Genomic DNA, 19,084 nt, shown 5'->3' with positions numbered 1-19,084 from the left:
AGCCGTCTTCTGACCAGCGTGGAACGTGGTCCGCGCGATGGGCCCGACGCACACGAAGGACGCCCCCGCCGAGAAGGCGAGGGCGTCCGTCGTGTCGCGCATGACCGCTACTGCGGGATGGTCGCTCCGAAGCGCGCGGGGAGCGTCGCGCGGTGGGTGCGTCGCAGCTCGTCGAGCGAGACCGTGAAGACATCCTGGATCTCGAGCGACTCCGACGCGCCGTCGGTGACTCCGATGCGGGCCACGGGGTAGCCGCGACCTTCGCAGAGACCACGGAACCGCACGTCGTCCTCGCGGGGCACCGACACGATCACTCGGCCGGTCGACTCGCTGAAGAGCGCCGTGGCCGCGTCGATGCCGTCGCGCTCGAGCAGTTCGCCGAGCCAGACCCGCGCACCGACGCCGAACCGCAGGACGGACTCCGCCAGGGCCTGTGCGAGGCCGCCGTCGCTGAGGTCGTGCGCGGCGGCGAGCAGCGACTGGTCGGCCCCTGCGGCGAGCAGCTGCGCGAGCTGCTTCTCGGCGTCGAGGTCGACCGCGGGCGGACGACCGCCGAGGTGATCGTGGATCACACCGGCCCATGCCGAGCCGTCGAGCTCGAGCGCCGTGGTGCCGAGCAGGTAGATGTTGTCGCCTTCGTCCTGCCAGCCGGACGGGACGCGCTTCGCGACGTCCTGGATGACGCCGAGCACGCCCACGACCGGCGTCGGGTGGATCGGCACGGTGCCGGTCTGGTTGTAGAACGAGACGTTGCCGCCGGTGACGGGGATCTCGAGTTCGAGGCACCCGTCGGCGAGGCCCTCGACGGTCTGCGAGAACTGCCACATGACCTCGGGGTTCTCGGGGCTGCCGAAGTTCAGGCAGTCCGTCACGGCTGCCGGCACCGCCCCGGTGACGGCGACGTTGCGGTAAGCCTCGGCCAGGGCCAGGCGAGCACCCTGCTTGGGATCGAGCTGGCAGTACCGGCCGTTGGCGTCGGTGGCGATGGCGAAGCCGAGGCCGCTCTCTTCGTCGACGCGGATCATGCCGCCGTCGTCGGGGAAGCTCAGGGCCGTGTTGCCGAGCACGTAGGTGTCGTACTGGTTGGTGACCCAGCTCTTGTCCGAGAGGTTCGCCGAACCGAGAAGTTCGAGGAACTGCTCGCGCAGCACGCTGTTGCCCGTGGGGCGGGGGAGCGCCGAGGCGGAGTCCGCCTGCAGGGCGTCGATCCAGGTCGGGTACGCGACGGGTCGCTCGTAGACCGGGCCGTCGACCGCGACGGTGCGCGGCTCGACGTTGACGATCTCCTCGCCGTGCCAGTCGATCACCAGTCGGCCGGTGTCGGTGACCTCGCCGAGGACGCTCGTCTCGACGTCCCACTTGGCCGTGACGGCGAGGAACGCCTCGAGCTTCGACGGCTCGACGACGGCCATCATGCGCTCCTGGCTCTCGCTCATCAGGATCTCCTCGGCGGTCAGCGACGGGTCGCGCAGCAGCACCTTGTCGAGCTCGATGAACATGCCGCCGTCGCCGTTGGAGGCGAGCTCGGACGTGGCGCAGCTGATGCCGGCGGCGCCGAGGTCCTGGATGCCCTCGACCAGCTCGTCGCGGAACAGCTCGAGGCAGCACTCGATGAGCACCTTCTCGGCGAACGGGTCGCCCACCTGGACGGCCGGCCGCTTGGTCGGGCCGCCCGACGAGAACGTGTCGGAGGCGAGGATGGAGGCTCCGCCGATGCCGTCGCCGCCCGTGCGGGCACCGAAGAGCACGACCTTGTTGCCCACGCCGCGGGCGTTCGCCAGGTGCAGGTCCTCATGACGCAGGACGCCGACCGCGAGGGCGTTGACGAGGGGGTTGCCCTGGTAGACGGCGTCGAAGTAGGTCTCGCCGCCGATGTTGGGCAGACCGAGGCAGTTCGCGTAGAAGCTGATGCCGCCGACGACGCCATCCACGACGCGAGCCGTGTCGGGCGCGTCGATCGCACCGAAACGGAGCTGGTCCATCACGGCGACGGGTCGGGCCCCCATGGAGATGATGTCGCGGACGATTCCGCCGACTCCGGTCGCGGCGCCCTGGAAGGGCTCGATGTAGCTGGGGTGATTGTGGGACTCGACCTTGAAGGTCACGGCCCAACCGCCTCCTACGTCGACGACGCCGGCGTTCTCGCCCATGCCGACCATGAGGTCCTTCTTCATGGCGGGCGTGACCTTCTGGCCGAACTGCCGGAGGTAGATCTTGCTCGACTTGTACGAGCAGTGCTCGCTCCACATCACCGAGTACATGGCGAGCTCGCCGCTCGTGGGGCGACGACCGAGGATCTCGCGGATCGACGCGTACTCGTCGGCCTTGAGGCCGAGCGCGCCGTAGGGCTGCTCTCTGTCGGGGGTCGCCGCGGCGTTCGCCACGGTGTCGGGCACGTGGCCCTCGGGGCGGACGTCGATCTGCTCCGCCGTGCTCTTGCTGTCGATGCTCATCTGGCGAGGGCCCTCTCGATGACGGACGTGAAGAAGGTGAGACCGTCGATGCCGCTCGACATCGCGTCGGGCATGTCGGGCCCGAACCCCGGCTCGGTCGCGTGCTCGGGGTGGGGCATGAGGCCGACCACGTTGCCGCGCGCGTTGGTGACGCCCGCGATGTCGTCCATCGACCCGTTGGGGTTGACGTCGAGATAGCGGAAGGCGACCTGCCCCTCGCCCTCGATGCGCTTGATGGTCTCGGCGTCGGCGATGAACCGGCCGTCGGCGTTCTTGAGGGGGATCGTGATCTCCTGCCCCTCGGTGAAGCCGTTCGTCCAGTCGGTGCGGGCGTTCTCGACGCGGAGGCGCTGGTCGCGGCGGATGAACTGCTGGTGCGCGTTGCGGGTGTGCGCGCCGGGGATGAGCCGCGCCTCCGCCAGCATCTGGAAGCCGTTGCAGATGCCGAGCACGGGCACGCCCTTGTTCGCCGCGTCGACGACCTCGGTCATGATCGGCGAGAAGGAGGCGATGGCGCCCGCGCGCAGGTAGTCGCCGTAGCTGAAGCCGCCGGGGAGGATGATCGCGTCGACCCCCTGGAGGTCGTGGTCGCCGTGCCAGAGGGCGACGGGTTCGCCGCCGGCGAGGCGGACCGCGCGCTGCGCGTCGCGGTCGTCGAGGGAGCCGGGGAAGGTGACGACGCCGACGCGCATCAGACGGCGGCGGGGGCGTCGGCGGAGTCGACGACGGTGATCGACACGACGTCCTCGATGACGGAGTTCGAGAACATGTCGTCGGCCAGGCGGCGCACGTCGGCGAGCACGCCGTCGGTCACCTCGCCCTCGACGGTGACCTCGAAGCGCTTGCCGATGCGGACATCGGTCAGCTGCTTCTGTCCGAGACGGGCCAGGGCGCCGGCGACGGCCTTGCCCTGGGGGTCGAGCAGTTCAGCCTTGGGCATGACCTCGACGACGATTGTGGGCACGTTTTACTCCTGCGGAGACGTCAGCGGGTGGACGCGACGAGTCTACGGCAGCAGGAGGCGCGGGCCGGTGGCGACCAGCGCCTCCTGGGGACTGCGGAGAGACCGGGGAGGGGTCGTCTCGATGCTCGATCCTCAGCGGAATGCGAGCGTGCTCCCAGCGTCGTCATCGGTTCCGGCCGCAGGATGATCTCAGCGGTGAGGAACAAGGCCTCGTGATCGGGTCTCCTTCCGCTCATCCCGGTCGAGGGCTCCTGATCCGCCCGACGCCGTAGGACGCCCGGTCGAATCCCCCCATCGGCCGGGCGTCACCCCTCTCCCGGGCTGTGATGACGCTCCGAGTGATGCTCATCTGTTTTTGAACAGATCAAAAGAGTGCTTTACTGGAAGCCATGACGACGATCGCCGACGATGCCACCCGAGACGCCCTCCGCGGCGCCGGTCTGCGCGTCACCGAGCCCCGCCTCGCGGTGCTCGCGGCACTCGAGGGGCGCGCCCACGCTCCTGCCGACGCCCTGTTCGCAGCGGTGGCGCCGCGCCTCCCCGGCACCTCGCTCCAGGCCGTCTACGGCGTCCTCAACGCGTTGACCGGCGTCGGGCTCGTCCGCCGCATCGAACCCGCCGGCTCGCCGGCGCTGTACGAGCTGCGCACCGGAGACAACCACCACCACGTGGTCTGCAGCACCTGCGGCGACATCGCCGACGTCGACTGCGTCGTCGGGCACGCACCGTGCCTCTCGCCGTCGAACGACGCCGGCTTCTTCGTCCAGACGGCCGAGGTCACGTTCTGGGGCATCTGCCCCGAGTGCCGCGCCGCCGAGCTCGACCAGCCGCTCGAGGTCGACCCCGTCCTGACCGACTGACCCGCGCCTCCCGGGCCCCCACGACATTCCGATCTGAACGACACCGAAAGACAGGATGAGAAGATGACCGACGAGAAACGCGTCACCACCACCAACTCAGGCGCACCCGTCGCGAGCGACGAGCACTCGCAGAGCGTCGGCGCCGACGGCGCGATCGCGCTGCACGACCACTACCTGGTCGAGAAGCTCGCCCAGTTCAACCGCGAGCGAGTCCCCGAGCGCGTCGTGCACGCCAAGGGCGGCGGAGCCTTCGGCACCTTCACGACCACCGGCGACGTCTCGAAGTACACGCGGGCGGCGCTGTTCCAGCCCGGCGTCGAGACCGAGATGCTCGCGCGCTTCTCGACCGTCGCCGGCGAGCAGGGCAGCCCCGACACCTGGCGCGACCCCCGCGGGTTCTCGCTGAAGTTCTACACGACCGAGGGCAACTACGACCTCGTCGGCAACAACACACCCGTGTTCTTCATCCGCGACGGCATCAAGTTCCCCGACTTCATCCGTTCGCAGAAGCGACTGCCCGGCACGCACCTGCGCGACCACGACATGCAGTGGGACTTCTGGACCCTCTCGCCCGAGTCGGCACACCAGGTGACCTGGCTGATGGGCGACCGGGGCCTGCCCGCCTCGTGGCGCAACATGGACGGCTTCGGGTCGCACACCTACCAGTGGATCAACGCCGAGGGCGAGCGCTTCTGGGTCAAGTACCACTTCAAGAGCGACCAGGGCATCAAGATCCTCGAGCAGGCCGACGCCGACCGCATCGCGGGCGAAGACGCCGACTTCCACATCCGCGATCTCTCGGCCGCGATCGAGCGCGAGGAGTTCCCGACCTGGACCCTCTCCGTGCAGGTCATGCCCTACGAAGACGCGGCGACCTACCGCTTCAACCCGTTCGACCTCACCAAGGTCTGGCCGCACGCCGACTACCCGCTGATCGAGGTCGGCTCGATGGAGCTCAACCGCAACCCCGAGAACTACTTCGCGCAGATCGAGCAGGCGGCGTTCGCCCCCTCGAACTTCGTGCCCGGGATCGCCGCGAGCCCCGACAAGATGCTGCTCGCCCGCATCTTCAGCTACGCCGACGCGCACCGCTACCGTGTGGGCACCAACCACGCGCAGCTGCCGGTCAACGCGCCGAAGTCGCCCGTGCACTCGTACTCGAAAGACGGTGCGGCGCGGTTCGACTTCCAGAAGGCCGAAGTGCCCGTGTACGCACCCAACTCGCTGGGCGGCGCGCACGCCGACCCGCAGGTCGCCGGTGACACGGGCGGCTGGGAGAGCGATGGCGAGCTGCAGCGCTCGGCCGCGACTCTCCACGCCGAGGACGACGACTTCGGGCAGGCCGGCACGCTGGTGCGCGAGGTCATGGACGACGAGCAGCGCGACCGTCTCGTCGCCAACATCGTCGGTCACGTCTCGAAGGTGACCCGCCCCGAGCTGCGCGAGCGCGTCTACGAGTACTGGACGAACGTCGACCCGACACTCGGTCTCCGCGTCCGCAAGGGCGTCGAGCCGGAGGCCCCCGGCTCGAACGAGGACCCGGCGACGGTCGGCGTCACCGTCTGATCGATCGGTCTGGTGCCTAAAGGAGGCGCGGTTCCTGTTCTGCAGGAACCGCGCCTCCTTCCGTCTGCCGGGTCGAGGGGTCACGACGCGCCGGGGGGCGCGCGAGCCGGCGGCGGGTCGTGACTCCCCGAGGGCGGGTCAGACCATCTGCCCGTTCCAGTGCAGGTCGCCCTCGGGCCACTCCGCCAGGGTCGAGGTGCCCTCGCGGGCGAGCCAGCCCTCCTGCTGCGTGACGAGCACGCCCGCGCCATCGGCGCTGAACGCCGTGTAGTGACCGGTGATCGGTTCGCCGGCGTGCTCGAGCGGGCGCCACCCGGCCGAACGGTAGAAGCCCTGTACTCCCTCGCCCGACTCGAGCACGCCGAAGCGGACGCGCAGATCGGTCAGCACGCCGTCGACGTGCCGCAGGAGCTCGGCACCGAGCCCCGTGTTCTGCACGTCGGGCGAGACGGCGACCATGCCCACGGCGGCGACGAGCAGGTCGGTCGTGCCGACGGTGACGAACTGGCGGCGGACTCCGGCGTGCGCCACGACCACGTCGCCGAGCCGTGCGACGACACGGCGCTCGGGTTGCATGCCCGCCCAGCTGCGGGCTCCGAGGTACCAGTGGTCGTAGCTCGGGAACGCTCGGGCGAGCAGCGATGCGATGGCCTCGTGGTCGTCGAGCGTGAGGTCGCCCTCGGCGACGGTGCTGAAGATGCTGGCTGGTTCGCTGACGATAGATGGCATAGGAAGAACGTAACGGCTTGTAGGCGAATGGTCAGAAAGCCTTGTCCTCCGCTAAAGTCGTCGAGTGGCCATTCTTGCAACGGACTATCTAAAGAGCCTAAGCCTTCCCTCGCGGTACGAGATACTTGCTCGGCAAATTGGGCCGGAAGTTGTCAGACTTTTGCATCCTCCGACTGAGACTACTGTGCACGCCATTGAGGACAGCGGAGAAGCAATCTCATCTATGGGTGAGGGGTTGTTTATGCCCCTATTTGGCGAGCCGGGAACTGGCAAAACGACCCTTGCGGAGAATGTCGGAATCTTTTCTCGGACTCAATTCACGGAGACGCTGACATACAAAGGAGAAATTACGTCAGAGTCCTTGTCGTCGGCATTGGAAGCATTCCATCGAGCAAAGCTTCCGGCCGATGAGCAACGGGTTATTCCCATCAACGTCGATGACCGCGAGGGTAATCCGGCTGACCAGGCCGAGCTCGGAGCGATGAAGAGGTTCTTGCGAAGTGAGCAAGGGCGGCGCGCATTGATAATTTGGCCTGAGACGGACAGGGAAATCGCTGACAACCTTGCGTCGTCTTACAAGCGCGTCGCTGGTGCAGTACCCATCGATATTCCATTGGCCGTAGAAGGTCCGCCGCGTGATGCCTGGCCGCACCTCGCAGAGCAAGTTTTATTTTTGGCCAACGATGTTGACTCTCTCGAAGATCTTGTGGATCTCAATCAATATACGCCTTCTAATTTTAATTCAATGGGTGACTATCTGCGTCAGATAGCTAAGGACTTTAATAAGCAGAAGTCTGATATTCGGCGCTCCACGGTCAAGCCTCTCGCGTTAACTATTGGCTTCCTCAGCGAGACTTCAGGTCACGGTGTTTTGTCGACCTTGACATCCAGTAAGCGCTTCGGCATGTTGGATCCGGGTGCGCTCATCGAGGCATGTAGTGGGACCGTCACCGGAAGATGGTGGGCTGGGCACCGTGGGTTGTTGGTGCAAACCATCGTGGCGTTGGACGCGCATGTACTTTCCGTGTCGCCGACTCTGTCCCTAGCGGTCATTCGAAAGTATGGTCCGGAAAGTTCCCAACTTGCTCTTAGCGACCTTGGAATTTCCCCGAGAAGTCCATCAGACATCGCGAGTTACCTGGCGCGTAGTGACCTTGGCAGAAGACTTGCGGGCGAAACGCGGTCCGTAAATGAGACTCGAGGAAATCCTGCCCGGGAGGCCGGTGTCGCCTTCAGTGTTTATGCAAGTGAAGTTGGATTCGGTGGCGCCAAGGATAAAGCGCTAAATGCTGCTTTTCGGCAGGCGCTCGAATACCCAACACTTGGTGAGCCACATGCGGCCATATTTGCATCTGAGTCTGGACTACCCTTTTTGCCGTCACTTATACCAGACTTATCAATTGTAGATGGGTCGGGCGCTCATTGCATTGAATTTACATACCGCGGAGGCGATTTTTTGACCACTGCGAACCGGTCAACGGTGGCGAAGTATTGCCTGGATAAGCTAAAGAATTACGCTCGCGAACTTGGTTGGGTTCAAGCGAGCGAATAATGAGAGTGCACAGCCATGCCGACGCAGCTCGCCGGATAACTTGAGGCTCTGTCCGGAGCCGCAAAATCCGCCTCGCCCTGTGGCTTCATGCTTGACTAAGGTCATGTATTTTGTCGCTAGATAGTCAGCAAGTTATAGGCGGGCTGTGACCTTTGTTCGCCGTTGTCCGGCGGACGATCAGACGGTGCGAGCTGCCACTTCGATGCGGTTCGACCAGGGGTCGTCGAAGCCGAGCACCCGTCCGTCGTCGCGGGTGGCCACGCCGAAGTGGCCGAGGCGCTCGCCGAGTGCGCCGAGATCGTCGCCGCTCGGGACCTCGATCCGCACGAGTCCCAGCCCGAGGGCGAGCTGCCGGCGCCCGGCGCCCGCACTGTTCCACGTGTTCATGGCCATGTGGTGGTGGTAGCCGCCGGCGCTGACGAACAGGGCCTGCGGTCCGAATCGCGTCGTCGTCTCGAAGCCGAGCTGCTCGACGTAGAACCGGTGGGCCGAATCGACGTCGCCCACGCTGAGGTGCACGTGGCCGACGGAGGCGGGGCGGAGGGCGGTGCCGGCCAGCGCCTCCTCGGTGACGTTCTGCTGCAGGAACCCGTTCGGATCGAGCGCGAGCGTCGCCATCTCGATCTGCCCGTGCGTCCACGACCACTCGGTGCGGGCTCGGTCCCAGTAGAGCTCGATGCCGTTGCCCTCGGGGTCGGTGAAGTAGAACGCCTTGCTGACGAGGTGGTCGGCGCTGCCGGTGAACGACTGCGGGTGGCGGCTCGCGACCGAGTAGACCGCTGCGGCCAGATCGGCCTCCGTCTCGAACAGGATCGCCGTGTGGAACAGCCCGGCCTCGCGCGGACCGGCGTGCCGCAGCTCGGGGGCGTGCTCGAGGATCACGATCGGCGTCGCACCGCGCCCCAGCGTCACCCGGCCCGCCGCCGACTCGCTCGCCAGCACCTGCAGTGTGACCGAGTCGCGGTAGTACGCGGTCATCGCGTCGAGATCGGCGACGCGGAGGGTGACCGCACCCATGCCCGTGTCGGCTGCGAGCAGATCGGCCGAGGAGGCGCGGGGTGCGTCGGGTGCGTCGGGTGCGTCGGGTGCGTCGGGTGCGTCGGTCATGGGGTCCTCTGAACGGTCGATGTCGATGGGACGTCACAGGTCGGTGACGTGTCATCGACCCAACCGGTCGGCGGTGGGAGGCATTCCCGACGCGCGACGGGGCTGGGCCGGAGGCGGAGCCGGAGGCGGAACCGGCGCGTCAGGCGGTGAGGCGCTCGATGAGCTCGCGGTAGCGGAGGGCGGTCTGCTCGACGACGTCGGCGGGGAGCTCGGGCGGGGTGCCCGTGCCGTCCCAGTTGGTCGACAGCCAGTTGCGGACGATCTGCTTGTCGAAGCTCGCGGTGCGATCGCCCGAGGCGTAGACCTCGGCGTCCCAGTAGCGACTGCTGTCGCTCGTCAGCACCTCGTCGCCGAGGGTGATCTCGCCGGTCACGCGATCGGCCCCGAACTCGAACTTCGTGTCGGCGAGGATCACCCCACGAGCCTCGGCCACCGCGGAGGCGCGGCGGAAGACGTCGAGCGAGAGGTCGCGGAGCGCCTCCGCCGTCTCGGCCCCGACCAGCTCGACGGTGCGCTCGAAGCTGATGTTCTCGTCGTGATCGCCCAGCTGCGCCTTGAACGCCGGCGTGTAGATCGGTTCGGGCAGTCGATCGCCGCTCGCGAGGCCCTCGGGCAGCGGCACGCCGCAGACGGTGCCGTGCGCCTGGTACTCGACCCAGCCGCTGCCGACGAGATAGCCGCGCACGACGCACTCGACGGGGAACATGTCGAGCGGCTTCACGAGCATGGCGCGGTCGCGGACGGCACCGGGCAGCGTCACCGTCGCCCGCGTCGGGTCGACGAGGTGGTTCGGCACCGTCTCGAGCTGGTCGAACCACCACAGGCTGAGCTGTGTCAGGAGGGCGCCCTTGCCCGGGATGCCGGGCTCGAGCACCTGATCGAACGCGCTGACCCGGTCGCTGGCGACGACGAGCACGTACTGCGTGTCGTCGAGGGATGCGGCGTGGGTCGGCGATGCGGTGCTGGTCGGCGACGCGGTGCCGGTCGGCGATGCGGTGCCGGTGGCATCCGGGACGCCCTCCGTGGCGGGGACGTACAGGTCGCGGACCTTGCCCGAGTAGACCGGCGCCCATCCGTCGAGGGCGGGGGGCGTGCCGAGGGTGCTCATCGAGTGACCCGCTCGGCGATGTCTCGGCGGTACTGGCCGCCCTCGAGCCCGATGCGCGACAGCGCGTCGTAGGCGCGGCCTCGTGCCTCACCGAAGTCGGCCCCCTCGGCGACGACGCTGAGCACGCGGCCGCCGGTCGCGATGAGGCGGTCGTCGAGCCGGGCCGTGGCGGCGTGCGCGATGTGGACCCCTGCGACGGCCGTGGCGTCGTCGAGCCCGGTGAGCGGACGACCGCTGACCGCAGCCTCGGGGTAGCCCTCGCTGGCGAGGACGACCGTGACGGCGGAGGTGGGCGCGAACCGAGGCGACTCGTGGTTGCCCAGCGAGCCGGTCGACGCCGCGAGCAGCAGACCGCTGAGGGGGGTGATGAGCCGGGGCAGCACGACCTGCGTCTCGGGGTCGCCGAACCGGGCGTTGAACTCGATGACGCGCACACCCTGCTCGGTGAGGATCAGCCCGGCGTAGAGCAGGCCGATGAACGGCGTCGACTCGCTCTCGAGCTGACGGACGGTCGGTGTCGCGATCGTGTCGAGCACCTCGTCGACGAAGTCCTTCTCGCTGCCGAACCGGTCGGCCAGCCACGGCAGGGGCGAGTACGCGCCCATGCCGCCCGTGTTGGGCCCCTCGTCGCCGTCGAGCAGTCGTTTGTAGTCTTGCGCCGGGCTGAGCGGCACGACGGTGTGACCATCGCTGAGGAAGAACAACGAGACCTCGGGGCCGTCGAGGTGCTCTTCGACGAGCACCGGCCCGTGCTGCAGCCAGTAGGTGGTGTGCTCGACCGCGGCGTCGCGGCTCTCGGTGACGAGCACGCCCTTGCCCGCCGCGAGTCCGTCGGCCTTGACGACGTACGGGGCGCCGAAGTCGTCGAGCACCGCGATGGCCTCGTCGAGGGTGCCGACCCGCGTCGCGCGACCGGTCGGCACACCGGCCTCCTGCATGATGCGCTTGGCGAAGGTCTTGCTGCCCTCGAGCGCGGCGGCCTTCTTGCCGGGCCCGAAGACGGGGATGCCGCGAGTCCGCAGCGCATCGGCCACACCGGCGACCAGCGGGGCCTCGGGGCCGATGACGACCAGCTCGACGTCGTTCTCGAGCGCGTATTCGGCGACGACCGCGCCGTTCGACGGGTCGAGGTGCACGACCTCGACCTGCGCGGCGATGCCGGCGTTGCCGGGGGCCGCCACGATCTCGTGGCCCGCGTCTTCGCGCAGCAGGGCGGTGATGATGGCGTGCTCACGAGCACCGGAACCGAGGACGAGGATTCGCACGGGGCAAGCCTAGCGACGAGCGCCGGCAGGCGGGTGGGGGTGCGCTGGGCGGGCCCGGCGGTCGGGGCCGGGCGTACGGTGGCCCGATGGCCAAGGCGCGGATCGACGACGGGGCGGGGGCGGCTGCCGTCCGGGAGGCGTCGGCGGCGCTCGACGGCGGCGAGACGGCACCCCGGATGGTGACGGCCACCGCCGTCCGCTGGCTGCTGCAGGTGATGGCCGACGCCGAGCCGGGGGCCACCGTGGAGGTGCGGGTCCCGCCATTCGGAGCCGTCCAGTTCCGCGAGGGGCTCAGCCACACCCGGGGTACGCCGCCGAACGTCGTCGAGACCGACGCCGACACGTTCGTCCGCCTGGCGACCGGTCGTCTGACCTGGCCCGAGGCGGTCGCCGGTGCGCTGGTCTCCGCGTCGGGCAGTCGAGCGGATCTCACCGGGTACGTGCCCGTGCGGCTGCCGGGGCTGCGTCCGGAGTGAGCCGGGGCGGGCGTGGTCGGCGAGGTGCTGCGCCTCCTACAGCGCGCCTCCGGAGCAGGGTCCGGCATCTGGAGTCGTGTGCTTCGACACCGAGAATGCTGAACGGCGGCGCGGCGTCCGTCTGGGAGACTTGGCGGGTGACCAACGCTCCCGACCACTCGCAGCAGCCCGACGTCCCCGCCGAGCCTGCCGGGTCGACCGAGCCTGCCGGGTCGACCGAGCCCGTCGGGTCGACCGAGCCCGCCGGGTCGGCTGAGCCTGCCGGGTCGACCGAGCCTGCCGGGTCGGCTGAGCCTGCCGGTCCGACCGAGCCTGCCGGGTCGACTGAGCCCGCCGGTCCGATCGAGCCCGTCGAGGTCGCGACGCATGACGAGGTCACGGTGCGCCGGGCACCCAAGTACCCGGTCTTCCTGATCATGGGTGCGCTCGCCGGGGTCATCGTGTCGCTGATCGTGACCTCGCTCTTCCCGTTCCAGGAGGGGGAGGGCGTCGCGTCGACCTACGGCTACTTCTCGCTCTGGGGGCTGACCTTCGGCGGGGCGATCGGCTCGCTCGTGGCGATCATCGTCGACCGCGTGTCGGTCCGTCGCGCGAAGTCGGTCACCGCCGAGCGCAGCCGGGTCGATGCTCCGGATGAGGCCGTCGAGGGCGACATCGAGTCCTGACCCGCCCCGGCCGGGTGTGCAATTCGCGACGAGAACGCGCGAAGCGGCGTCTTTTTCCTGGCGTCAAGGGCCGTGAGTGGCGTTTTGGTCGGGTTCGGCACGCCGAGGAGGCGCGGGCCGGTCGGGTTCGGCTGGCGTGGCGGTGGTCGCTGCGTGTCGCGGCTCATCGGGCGTCGCTTCGCTCCGGTGTCGGGGTGTGCAATTCGCGACGAGAACGCGCGTAGCGGCGTCTTTTTCCTGGCGTTGTGGGCTGCGCGGGGCGTTTTTGTCGGGTTCGGCACGCCGAGGAGGCGCGGGCCGGTCGGGTTCGGCACGCCGCGGTGCAGCAGCCCGGTCGCGATCTGCCCAGCACGAACCGGTCGCGATGTGCCCAGCACGAACCGGTCGCGATGTGCCCAGCACGAACCGGTCGCGATGTGCCCAGCACGAACCGGTCGCGATTTGCACAGGGTGCGCCGGTCGCGATTTGCACAGGGGGGGCGGGAGGCGCGGGTCAGCCCGTCATGCGCAGCCCGCCACACGCAGCCCGCCCCGTGCGACCCGCCCCGCGCTATCCGCCGCTCGCGCGACGCAGGCTGCTGAGCAGCTCGGGCCCACGGGCGTCGAGCGACCTGCCTCCGCGGTCGATGCCGACGAACAGCAGCGCCGTGCCGAGCCCGATCCCGACCACGAGCGTCAGCCAGCCGAGCAGTGCGCTGCCGGTGACGAGCGCCGCGATGGCGAGTGCGATCTCGGGGATGGCGAAGGCGAACGCGATGATCCACACGAGGTAGGTGATGAGCGCCGTCGTCAGCGTCGAGCCCTGCGGCGACTTGAACGGGCTCTCGCCGGCTGCGGGCACCGGCATGAGGAACCTCGTCGATGCGACGCTCGAGACCCCGTACCCGGTCAGCATCACGCCGAGCCCCAGGCCGAGCATCACCGGCACGAGGTCGAGTCGACCCACCACGGCGAGCGGCACGACGGTCGCGATCAGCACCATCGGCACCGAGAAGAGCGACAGCGTCAGGACGCGCCCGGCCCGGTCCGCCCGCCCCGACAGCCCCGTCGACAGGTGGGCGGCGAACGCCGTGCCGTCGTACGAGATCTCGGCGCTGAGGGTGATCATCAGCAGGGCGCCGATGGCCGGCCCGGTCGCGAGCAGCAGCCAGTCGCTGCCGGTCGTGACCGAGATGAAGATCGCCAGCACGGGGATGAGCGGTACGACGATCAGCGACCCGCCGTATCGGGGGTCGCGCATCCAGTAGACGGCCGCGCGGGCCGCCACGGCGCCGGTGGGAGTGGCCGGGAACCAGCGGAAGGGCCCGAGACCCTTCGCGGTCGAACCGGAGTCCGACGCCGGAGGGGCGATGAGGGCCGCGGCCAACCCGCGCCTCCAGAGCAGGAGGAGCACGGCCAGCGTCGCGAGGGCGATCCCGACCTTGGCGAGGGCCTCGAGACCGCGCCCCGCGGCGAGGTCGCCCGGGATCGACCACGCCGCCCCGAGCGGTGTGAACGACAGGGTGCGCGCGATATCGGGCAGGTCGTCTCCGACGGTGGCGAGCCCGGTGCCGGCGAGGGCGATGATCGGCCCGGCGAGGATCAGCGGGATGAAGATCAGCACGCTCATCAGCTCGCGGTAGCGACGCTTCGACCCCAGCGACGACGTCAGCGACTCGACGGTGCGCGACGCGGCGATGCAGGTCAGCACGCCGATCACGGCGCAGAACGGTGCAGCGATCAGGGCCACCGGGTCGCGCAGCCAGCTGAGAGCGGTCGCGACACCGGCTATGGAGGTCACCAGGCCCGGCACGCCCAGCACGCCGCAGATCAGCAGGGCGACGAGCAGACGATCCGCCGGGATCGGGAACGCGCGCAGCTTCTCGACGCTGAGGGTCTGATCGAGACCGCGCAGCACGAGCGGCACGATCACCCAGCCCAGCACGAGCACCGATCCGCCGAGCACCGCGGTCGTCCACGCGACGCCCTCGGGCGCGAACGACAGGGCGATGAGCCCGGCCACGACCACGCCGAGGATGCCCAGTCCGTACAGGAGGCCGATGATGGCGGCCACCATCTGCCAGGTGCTGCGCTTGAAGCCGTTCAGCATCACCCGCCAGCGGAGCCTCAGGAGGTGCGCAACCACGACGGCCCCTCGTTGTGGCGACGTCCGCCGACGAGCTCGACGAAACGGTCTTCGAGCGTCGAACCGGCCCGGACCTCGTCGGTCGTGCCCTCGGCCAGCACGCGGCCGTTCGCGACGACCGCGACGTGATCGCACATGCGCTGCACGAGGTCCATCGAGTGGCTCGACACGATCACCGTGCCGCCGCCCTCGACGTAGCCGTGCAGGATGTCGCGGATGTTGGCGGCCGAGATCGGGTCGACCGACTCGAACGGCTCGTCGAGCACGAGGAGGCGCGGTGCGTGCACCAGGGCGCAGGCCAACGCCACCTTCTTGGTCATGCCCGCGGAGTAGTCGACGACGAGCGTGCCGCCGGCACCGCGGAGGTCGAGCAGGTCGAGCAGATCGCCGACGCGCTGAGCGGTCGTCTCGCGATCCATCCCGTTGAGCAGGCCGTGGTACGTGACGAGCTGCTCGCCGGTGAGGCGGTCGAAGAGCTTGACGCCGTCGCTCAGCACGCCGACCAGCGCCTTGGCGTGCGTCGGGTCGCTCCACACGTCGTGACCGAGCACCTCGATGGTGCCGGCGTCGGGTCGCAGCAGACCGGTCGCCATCGACAGCGTCGTGGTCTTGCCGGCGCCGTTCGGCCCCACGAGCCCGTAGAACGAGCACCGCGGCACGGCCAGGTCGATGCCGTCGACCGCGACCTTCTGGCCGAAGGCCTTGCGGAGGCCGCTGATCTGCAGCGCGACCCCGCCCTGCGGAGCCCGATCGCCGGGCGAGACCGACGCGGCGGGCGCAGCCGATGACGTGGGCACGGCCGCCGAGGCGGCGGGCACTGCGGGATCGGGCACGGGAGGAGGCACGGCGTCCGTCATGCGGTCAGCCTAGAGAGACCGACGGGGTCGCGACCACCGCCTCCCGGGGGAGATGCGGGTGAAGACGACCCGCGCCTCCTCGGTGGGGGAGGAGGCGCGGGTCGGTCGACCGGGGACCGGCGACTAGCTGAGCTGGTTGGCCTCGACCCAGGCGAGGTACTCGGGGCTGACCGTGCCGGTGACGTACTCGCCCGTGAAGCAGCTCATCTCGAGTTCGGTGACGTCGCTGCCCTCGATGATGGCCGCCTGCATGTCGGCGACCTCTTGATAGATCAGGTGGTCGGCGCCGAGCTCGCGCGCGATCTCGGGGATCTTGCGGTCGTGGGCGACGAGCTCGTGACGGGTCGGCATGTTGATGCCGTACACGTGGGGGAACCGCACGGGAGGCGCGGCGGAGGTGAACGTGACCTCGTTCGCCCCGGCGGCGCGCGCCATCTCGACGATCTCTCGCGAGGTGGTGCCGCGCACGATCGAGTCGTCGACGATCAGGATGTTCTTGCCCTTGAACTCGCTCGACATCGCGTTCAGCTTCTGCCGCACGGAGCGCTTGCGCTCGGCCTGCCCCGGCATGATGAACGTGCGGCCGACATAGCGGTTCTTGTAGAAGCCCTCGCGGTACTCGATGCCGAGCTTCTGCGCGACCTGCATGGCGGCGGGCCGCGACGAGTCGGGGATCGGCATGACGACGTCGATGTCGCCGGTGGGCGCGTAGGTCGCGATCGTGTCGGCCAGGCGGTTGCCGAGTCGGAGGCGCGCGTCGTAGACCGAGATGCCGTTCATGATCGAGTCGGGGCGCGCGAGGTAGACGTACTCGAACGAGCAGGGGATCAGGCGCGGACTCGAGTGGCACTGCTTCGACACCATCTCGCCGTCGAGCGAGATGAAGATCGCCTCGCCGGGAGCGACGTCGCGGACGATCTCGTAGCCGCCCGACTCGAGCACCAGCGACTCGGAGGCGGTGATCCACTCTTCGCGGACGCCGTCGGCCGCGAGACGGCGACCGAGCACCAGCGGGCGGATGCCGAACGGGTCGCGGAAGGCGAGCAGACCGTGCCCGGCGATCATCGCGATCGCGGCGTACGAGCCCTGCACGCGCTCGTGCACCCGCGACACCGCGGCGAAGATCTGGTCGGGGTCGAGGTCGCTGCCGTTGACCTGCTCTTGCAGCTCGTGCGCCAGCACGTTGACGAGCAGCTCGGTGTCGCTGTTCGTGTTGAGATGACGGCGGTCGACGTGGAACAGCTCGCTGGTCAGCTCGCGCGTGTTCGTCAGGTTGCCGTTGTGGATGAGGACGATGCCGTACGGGGCGTTCACGTAGAACGGCTGCGCCTCTTGCTCGTTGCTCGCGGCGCCCTTGGTCGCGTAGCGCACGTGACCGAGCCCCATCGTGCCGAGCAGAGCGCGCATGTCGCGGGTGCGGAAGCCCTCGCGCACCTGCCCCCTGGTCTTGTGGATGTGGAAGATGCCGCGCTCGGCGGTGGCGATGCCGGCGCTGTCCTGGCCGCGGTGCTGCAGCAGGAGGAGCGAATCGTAGACGAGTTGATTTGCTGGCTCGTGCGCGACGAGACCGACGATGCCGCACATGCGGATCTGGCTCCAGACCGTAGAGTTGGGGTTACCGCGTCAGTCTAGAGCGACACCGAATGGATGAACGAATGGCGACCTCCGAAGCCCCCTCGACCAGCGCCTCCTACGCCGCGGCGGGTGTCGACACGGCGGCGGGAGACCGCGCAGTCGAGCTGATGAAGGCCGCCGTGAGCGCCACGCACGGCCCGGGCGTGGTCGGCGGCGTCGGCGGATTCGCCGGCATGTTCGACGTCTCGTTCCTGAAGTCGTTCGACCGCCCGCTGCTCGCCACCTCGACCGACGGAGTCGGCACGAAGGTCGCCATCGCGCAGGCCCTCGACAAGCACGACACCATCGGGCAGGACCTCGTGGGCATGGTCGTCGACGACATCGTCGTGGTCGGCGCCCGCCCCATGATCATGACCGACTACATCGCCTGCGGCCGGGTCGTCCCCACCCGCATCGCGGCCATCGTCGAGGGCATCGCCCGTGCCTGCAGCGAGACGGGCACCGCCCTGGTCGGCGGCGAGACGGCCGAGCACCCCGGGCTGCTCGGCCCCGACGACTACGACGTCGCGGGTGCCGCGGTCGGCGCGGTCGAGGCCGACCGCCAGCTCGGCCCGCACCTGGTCGGCGACGGCGACGTCGTGCTCGCCCTCGCCTCGTCGGGGCTGCACTCGAACGGCTTCTCGCTGGTCAGGCACATCCTCGCGTCGCGTGATCTCGGCTACACCGACACGGTCGACGAGCTCTCCGGCACCCTCGGCGAGGCGCTGCTCGAGCCCACCCGGCTCTACACGTCGCCCCTGCTGCGGGTGCTCGACGACCCGGCGCTCGCCGGAGCCGTGCGCTCGCTCAGTCACGTGACCGGCGGGGGCATCGCTGCGAACCTGGCGCGTGTGCTGCCCCGCGGTTCGTGGACGGACGTCGACCGCGCGACCTGGTCGCCGGCGCCGGTGTTCCGCGTGCTGAGCGACCTGGCCGGGTCGACGCTCGAGTCGAGCGAGGGCACCTGGAACCTCGGCATCGGGATGATCGCCGTGGTCTCGGCCTCGCAGGCGGCGGCGGTCTCGGCGGCGCTGGTCGCCGACGGCATCGACACGTGGCGGATCGGCACGGTCTCGACGGCCGTCCGCGACCTGTCGGGCTTCGAGCAGGGAGCGAAGGGCGTCGACGGAGGCGCGGTTCGGCTGGTCGGGGCCTACGCCGGCTGACCCGGCCGGTCGCCGGCTCACCGGCCGGTCGCCGGCCGACCCGCCGGTCGCGCTGGTCGTGCTCGGCTGGACGACGAACGCCCGCTCCGCTGCTGCGGGGCGGGCGTCGTGCTGTGTCGAGGGGGCGACGCGGCGAGCGGGCAGCCTAGGAGGCGCGGCGTTCGCCGAGCACGCAGAACTCGTTGCCCTCGGGGTCGGCGAGCACGACCCACGACACGTCGGACGTCTGGCCGACGTCGGAGCGGGTGGCCCCGAGCTCGAGCAGGCGGGCGACCTCGGCGTCTTGATCGTCGGGTCGGAAGTCGAGGTGCAGACGGTTCTTGAGGGTCTTGCCCTCGGGGACGCGCACGAAGAGCAGCCCCGGCAGGGAGTCGGGGCTGCTGCGGATCTCGGGTTCGTCGTCGCCGCTCGGCGACACGACGACCCAGCCGAGGGCGTCGGCCCACCAGTGGGCGAGCGTCGCCGGCTCGAGGGCGTCGACGACGACCTGCTCCCATTCGAGCGCCGGGCGCGCGATCAGGGCGTCGGGTGAACCCGCCATGTCGACGGGCGTCGTGCCGACGTCCGCCGAGGATCC

At 69.3% G+C, this 19,084-nt stretch carries 17 protein-coding genes; 6 read left to right on the top strand and 11 right to left on the bottom strand.

Annotated elements, in window-relative coordinates; translation table 11 throughout:
* Nucleotides 1–107: 107 nt before the first annotated feature.
* Genes purL through purS form a run of 3 tightly spaced genes read right to left on the bottom strand, consistent with a single transcriptional unit; the run spans nt 108 to nt 3,417 of the window.
* Complete coding sequence (gene purL / locus ACZZY9_RS07225; protein ID WP_463463579.1) at nt 108–2,453, bottom strand: phosphoribosylformylglycinamidine synthase subunit PurL; 2,346 nt, start codon at nt 2,451–2,453, stop codon at nt 108–110.
* The gene (gene purQ / locus ACZZY9_RS07220; protein WP_463463578.1) at nt 2,450–3,145 is read right to left on the bottom strand and encodes a phosphoribosylformylglycinamidine synthase subunit PurQ; all 696 of its coding nucleotides are present in this window, start codon (nt 3,143–3,145) and stop codon (nt 2,450–2,452) included. Before purQ ends, purL begins: the two co-directional genes overlap by 4 nt.
* Complete coding sequence (purS, locus tag ACZZY9_RS07215) at nt 3,145–3,417, bottom strand: phosphoribosylformylglycinamidine synthase subunit PurS (protein ID WP_192060867.1); 273 nt, start codon at nt 3,415–3,417, stop codon at nt 3,145–3,147. Before purS ends, purQ begins: the two co-directional genes overlap by 1 nt.
* 389 nt (nt 3,418–3,806) lie before the next feature.
* Between purS and ACZZY9_RS07210 the strand changes: the two genes are divergently transcribed.
* Nucleotides 3,807–4,277: a Fur family transcriptional regulator gene (locus ACZZY9_RS07210; RefSeq protein WP_192060866.1), complete on the top strand. Its 471-nt coding sequence runs from the start codon at nt 3,807–3,809 to the stop codon at nt 4,275–4,277.
* 63 nt (nt 4,278–4,340) lie between these two features.
* On the top strand, nt 4,341–5,843 hold the full coding sequence (locus tag ACZZY9_RS07205; protein ID WP_463463577.1) for a catalase: 1,503 nt from the start codon (nt 4,341–4,343) through the stop codon (nt 5,841–5,843).
* Between the two features lie 138 nt (nt 5,844–5,981).
* Here the strand turns inward: ACZZY9_RS07205 and ACZZY9_RS07200 are convergent, their stop codons facing one another.
* Nucleotides 5,982–6,572: a GNAT family N-acetyltransferase gene (locus ACZZY9_RS07200; protein ID WP_463463576.1), complete on the bottom strand. Its 591-nt coding sequence runs from the start codon at nt 6,570–6,572 to the stop codon at nt 5,982–5,984.
* Nucleotides 6,573–6,636: 64 nt separating this feature from the next.
* On the opposite strand from ACZZY9_RS07200, the gene ACZZY9_RS07195 reads away from it, so the two are divergent.
* A complete protein-coding gene (locus tag ACZZY9_RS07195; RefSeq protein WP_463463575.1) occupies nt 6,637–8,124 on the top strand; it encodes a P-loop NTPase family protein in 1,488 nt (495 codons plus the stop codon).
* Between the two features lie 177 nt (nt 8,125–8,301).
* On the opposite strand, the gene ACZZY9_RS07190 is transcribed toward ACZZY9_RS07195, so the two are convergent.
* The 3 genes from ACZZY9_RS07190 to purD all read right to left on the bottom strand — a co-directional run bounded on the left by ACZZY9_RS07190 (nt 8,302) and on the right by purD (nt 11,604).
* Entirely contained in the window at nt 8,302–9,141 is an 840-nt protein-coding gene (locus ACZZY9_RS07190) for a VOC family protein (RefSeq protein ID WP_463464648.1), read from the bottom strand.
* Between the two features lie 229 nt (nt 9,142–9,370).
* Nucleotides 9,371–10,339 carry a phosphoribosylaminoimidazolesuccinocarboxamide synthase gene (locus ACZZY9_RS07185; protein WP_463463574.1) on the bottom strand — a complete coding sequence of 323 codons (969 nt, stop codon included), beginning with the start codon at nt 10,337–10,339 and terminating at the stop codon, nt 9,371–9,373.
* Nucleotides 10,336–11,604 (bottom strand): phosphoribosylamine--glycine ligase, encoded by a 1,269-nt coding sequence (gene purD, locus ACZZY9_RS07180; RefSeq protein WP_463463573.1) that lies wholly within the window; start codon nt 11,602–11,604, stop codon nt 10,336–10,338. Before purD ends, ACZZY9_RS07185 begins: the two co-directional genes overlap by 4 nt.
* 86 nt (nt 11,605–11,690) lie before the next feature.
* On the opposite strand from purD, the gene ACZZY9_RS07175 reads away from it, so the two are divergent.
* Nucleotides 11,691–12,080 (top strand): sterol carrier family protein, encoded by a 390-nt coding sequence (locus tag ACZZY9_RS07175; protein WP_463463572.1) that lies wholly within the window; start codon nt 11,691–11,693, stop codon nt 12,078–12,080.
* Nucleotides 12,081–12,217: 137 nt separating this feature from the next.
* Nucleotides 12,218–12,745 carry a hypothetical protein gene (locus ACZZY9_RS07170; protein WP_463463571.1) on the top strand — a complete coding sequence of 176 codons (528 nt, stop codon included), beginning with the start codon at nt 12,218–12,220 and terminating at the stop codon, nt 12,743–12,745.
* A 550-nt stretch (nt 12,746–13,295) separates the two neighbouring features.
* On the opposite strand, the gene ACZZY9_RS07165 is transcribed toward ACZZY9_RS07170, so the two are convergent.
* From ACZZY9_RS07165 to purF, 3 genes are all read right to left on the bottom strand, one after another.
* Nucleotides 13,296–14,870, bottom strand: coding sequence for a transporter (locus tag ACZZY9_RS07165; protein WP_463463570.1), 1,575 nt, complete (start codon nt 14,868–14,870; stop codon nt 13,296–13,298).
* Nucleotides 14,852–15,727: an ABC transporter ATP-binding protein gene (locus ACZZY9_RS07160; RefSeq protein WP_463463569.1), complete on the bottom strand. Its 876-nt coding sequence runs from the start codon at nt 15,725–15,727 to the stop codon at nt 14,852–14,854. The genes ACZZY9_RS07165 and ACZZY9_RS07160 overlap by 19 nt, the downstream gene beginning before the upstream one ends.
* A gap of 123 nt (nt 15,728–15,850) precedes the next feature.
* Nucleotides 15,851–17,311 (bottom strand): amidophosphoribosyltransferase, encoded by a 1,461-nt coding sequence (purF, locus tag ACZZY9_RS07155; protein WP_463463568.1) that lies wholly within the window; start codon nt 17,309–17,311, stop codon nt 15,851–15,853.
* A 71-nt stretch (nt 17,312–17,382) separates the two neighbouring features.
* Here purF and purM point away from each other — a divergent pair, with 71 nt between their 5' ends.
* Entirely contained in the window at nt 17,383–18,507 is a 1,125-nt protein-coding gene (purM, locus tag ACZZY9_RS07150) for a phosphoribosylformylglycinamidine cyclo-ligase (RefSeq protein WP_463463567.1), read from the top strand.
* Between the two features lie 145 nt (nt 18,508–18,652).
* Here purM and ACZZY9_RS07145 read toward each other — a convergent pair whose 3' ends face one another.
* A complete protein-coding gene (locus tag ACZZY9_RS07145; protein WP_463464647.1) occupies nt 18,653–19,048 on the bottom strand; it encodes a VOC family protein in 396 nt (131 codons plus the stop codon).
* Nucleotides 19,049–19,084: the final 36 nt, after the last annotated feature.

Source organism: Frigoribacterium sp. AC394, assembly GCF_979258095.1.
Note: the sequence above shows the minus strand (reverse complement) of the source record. Positions and strands in the feature narration are given on the sequence as shown.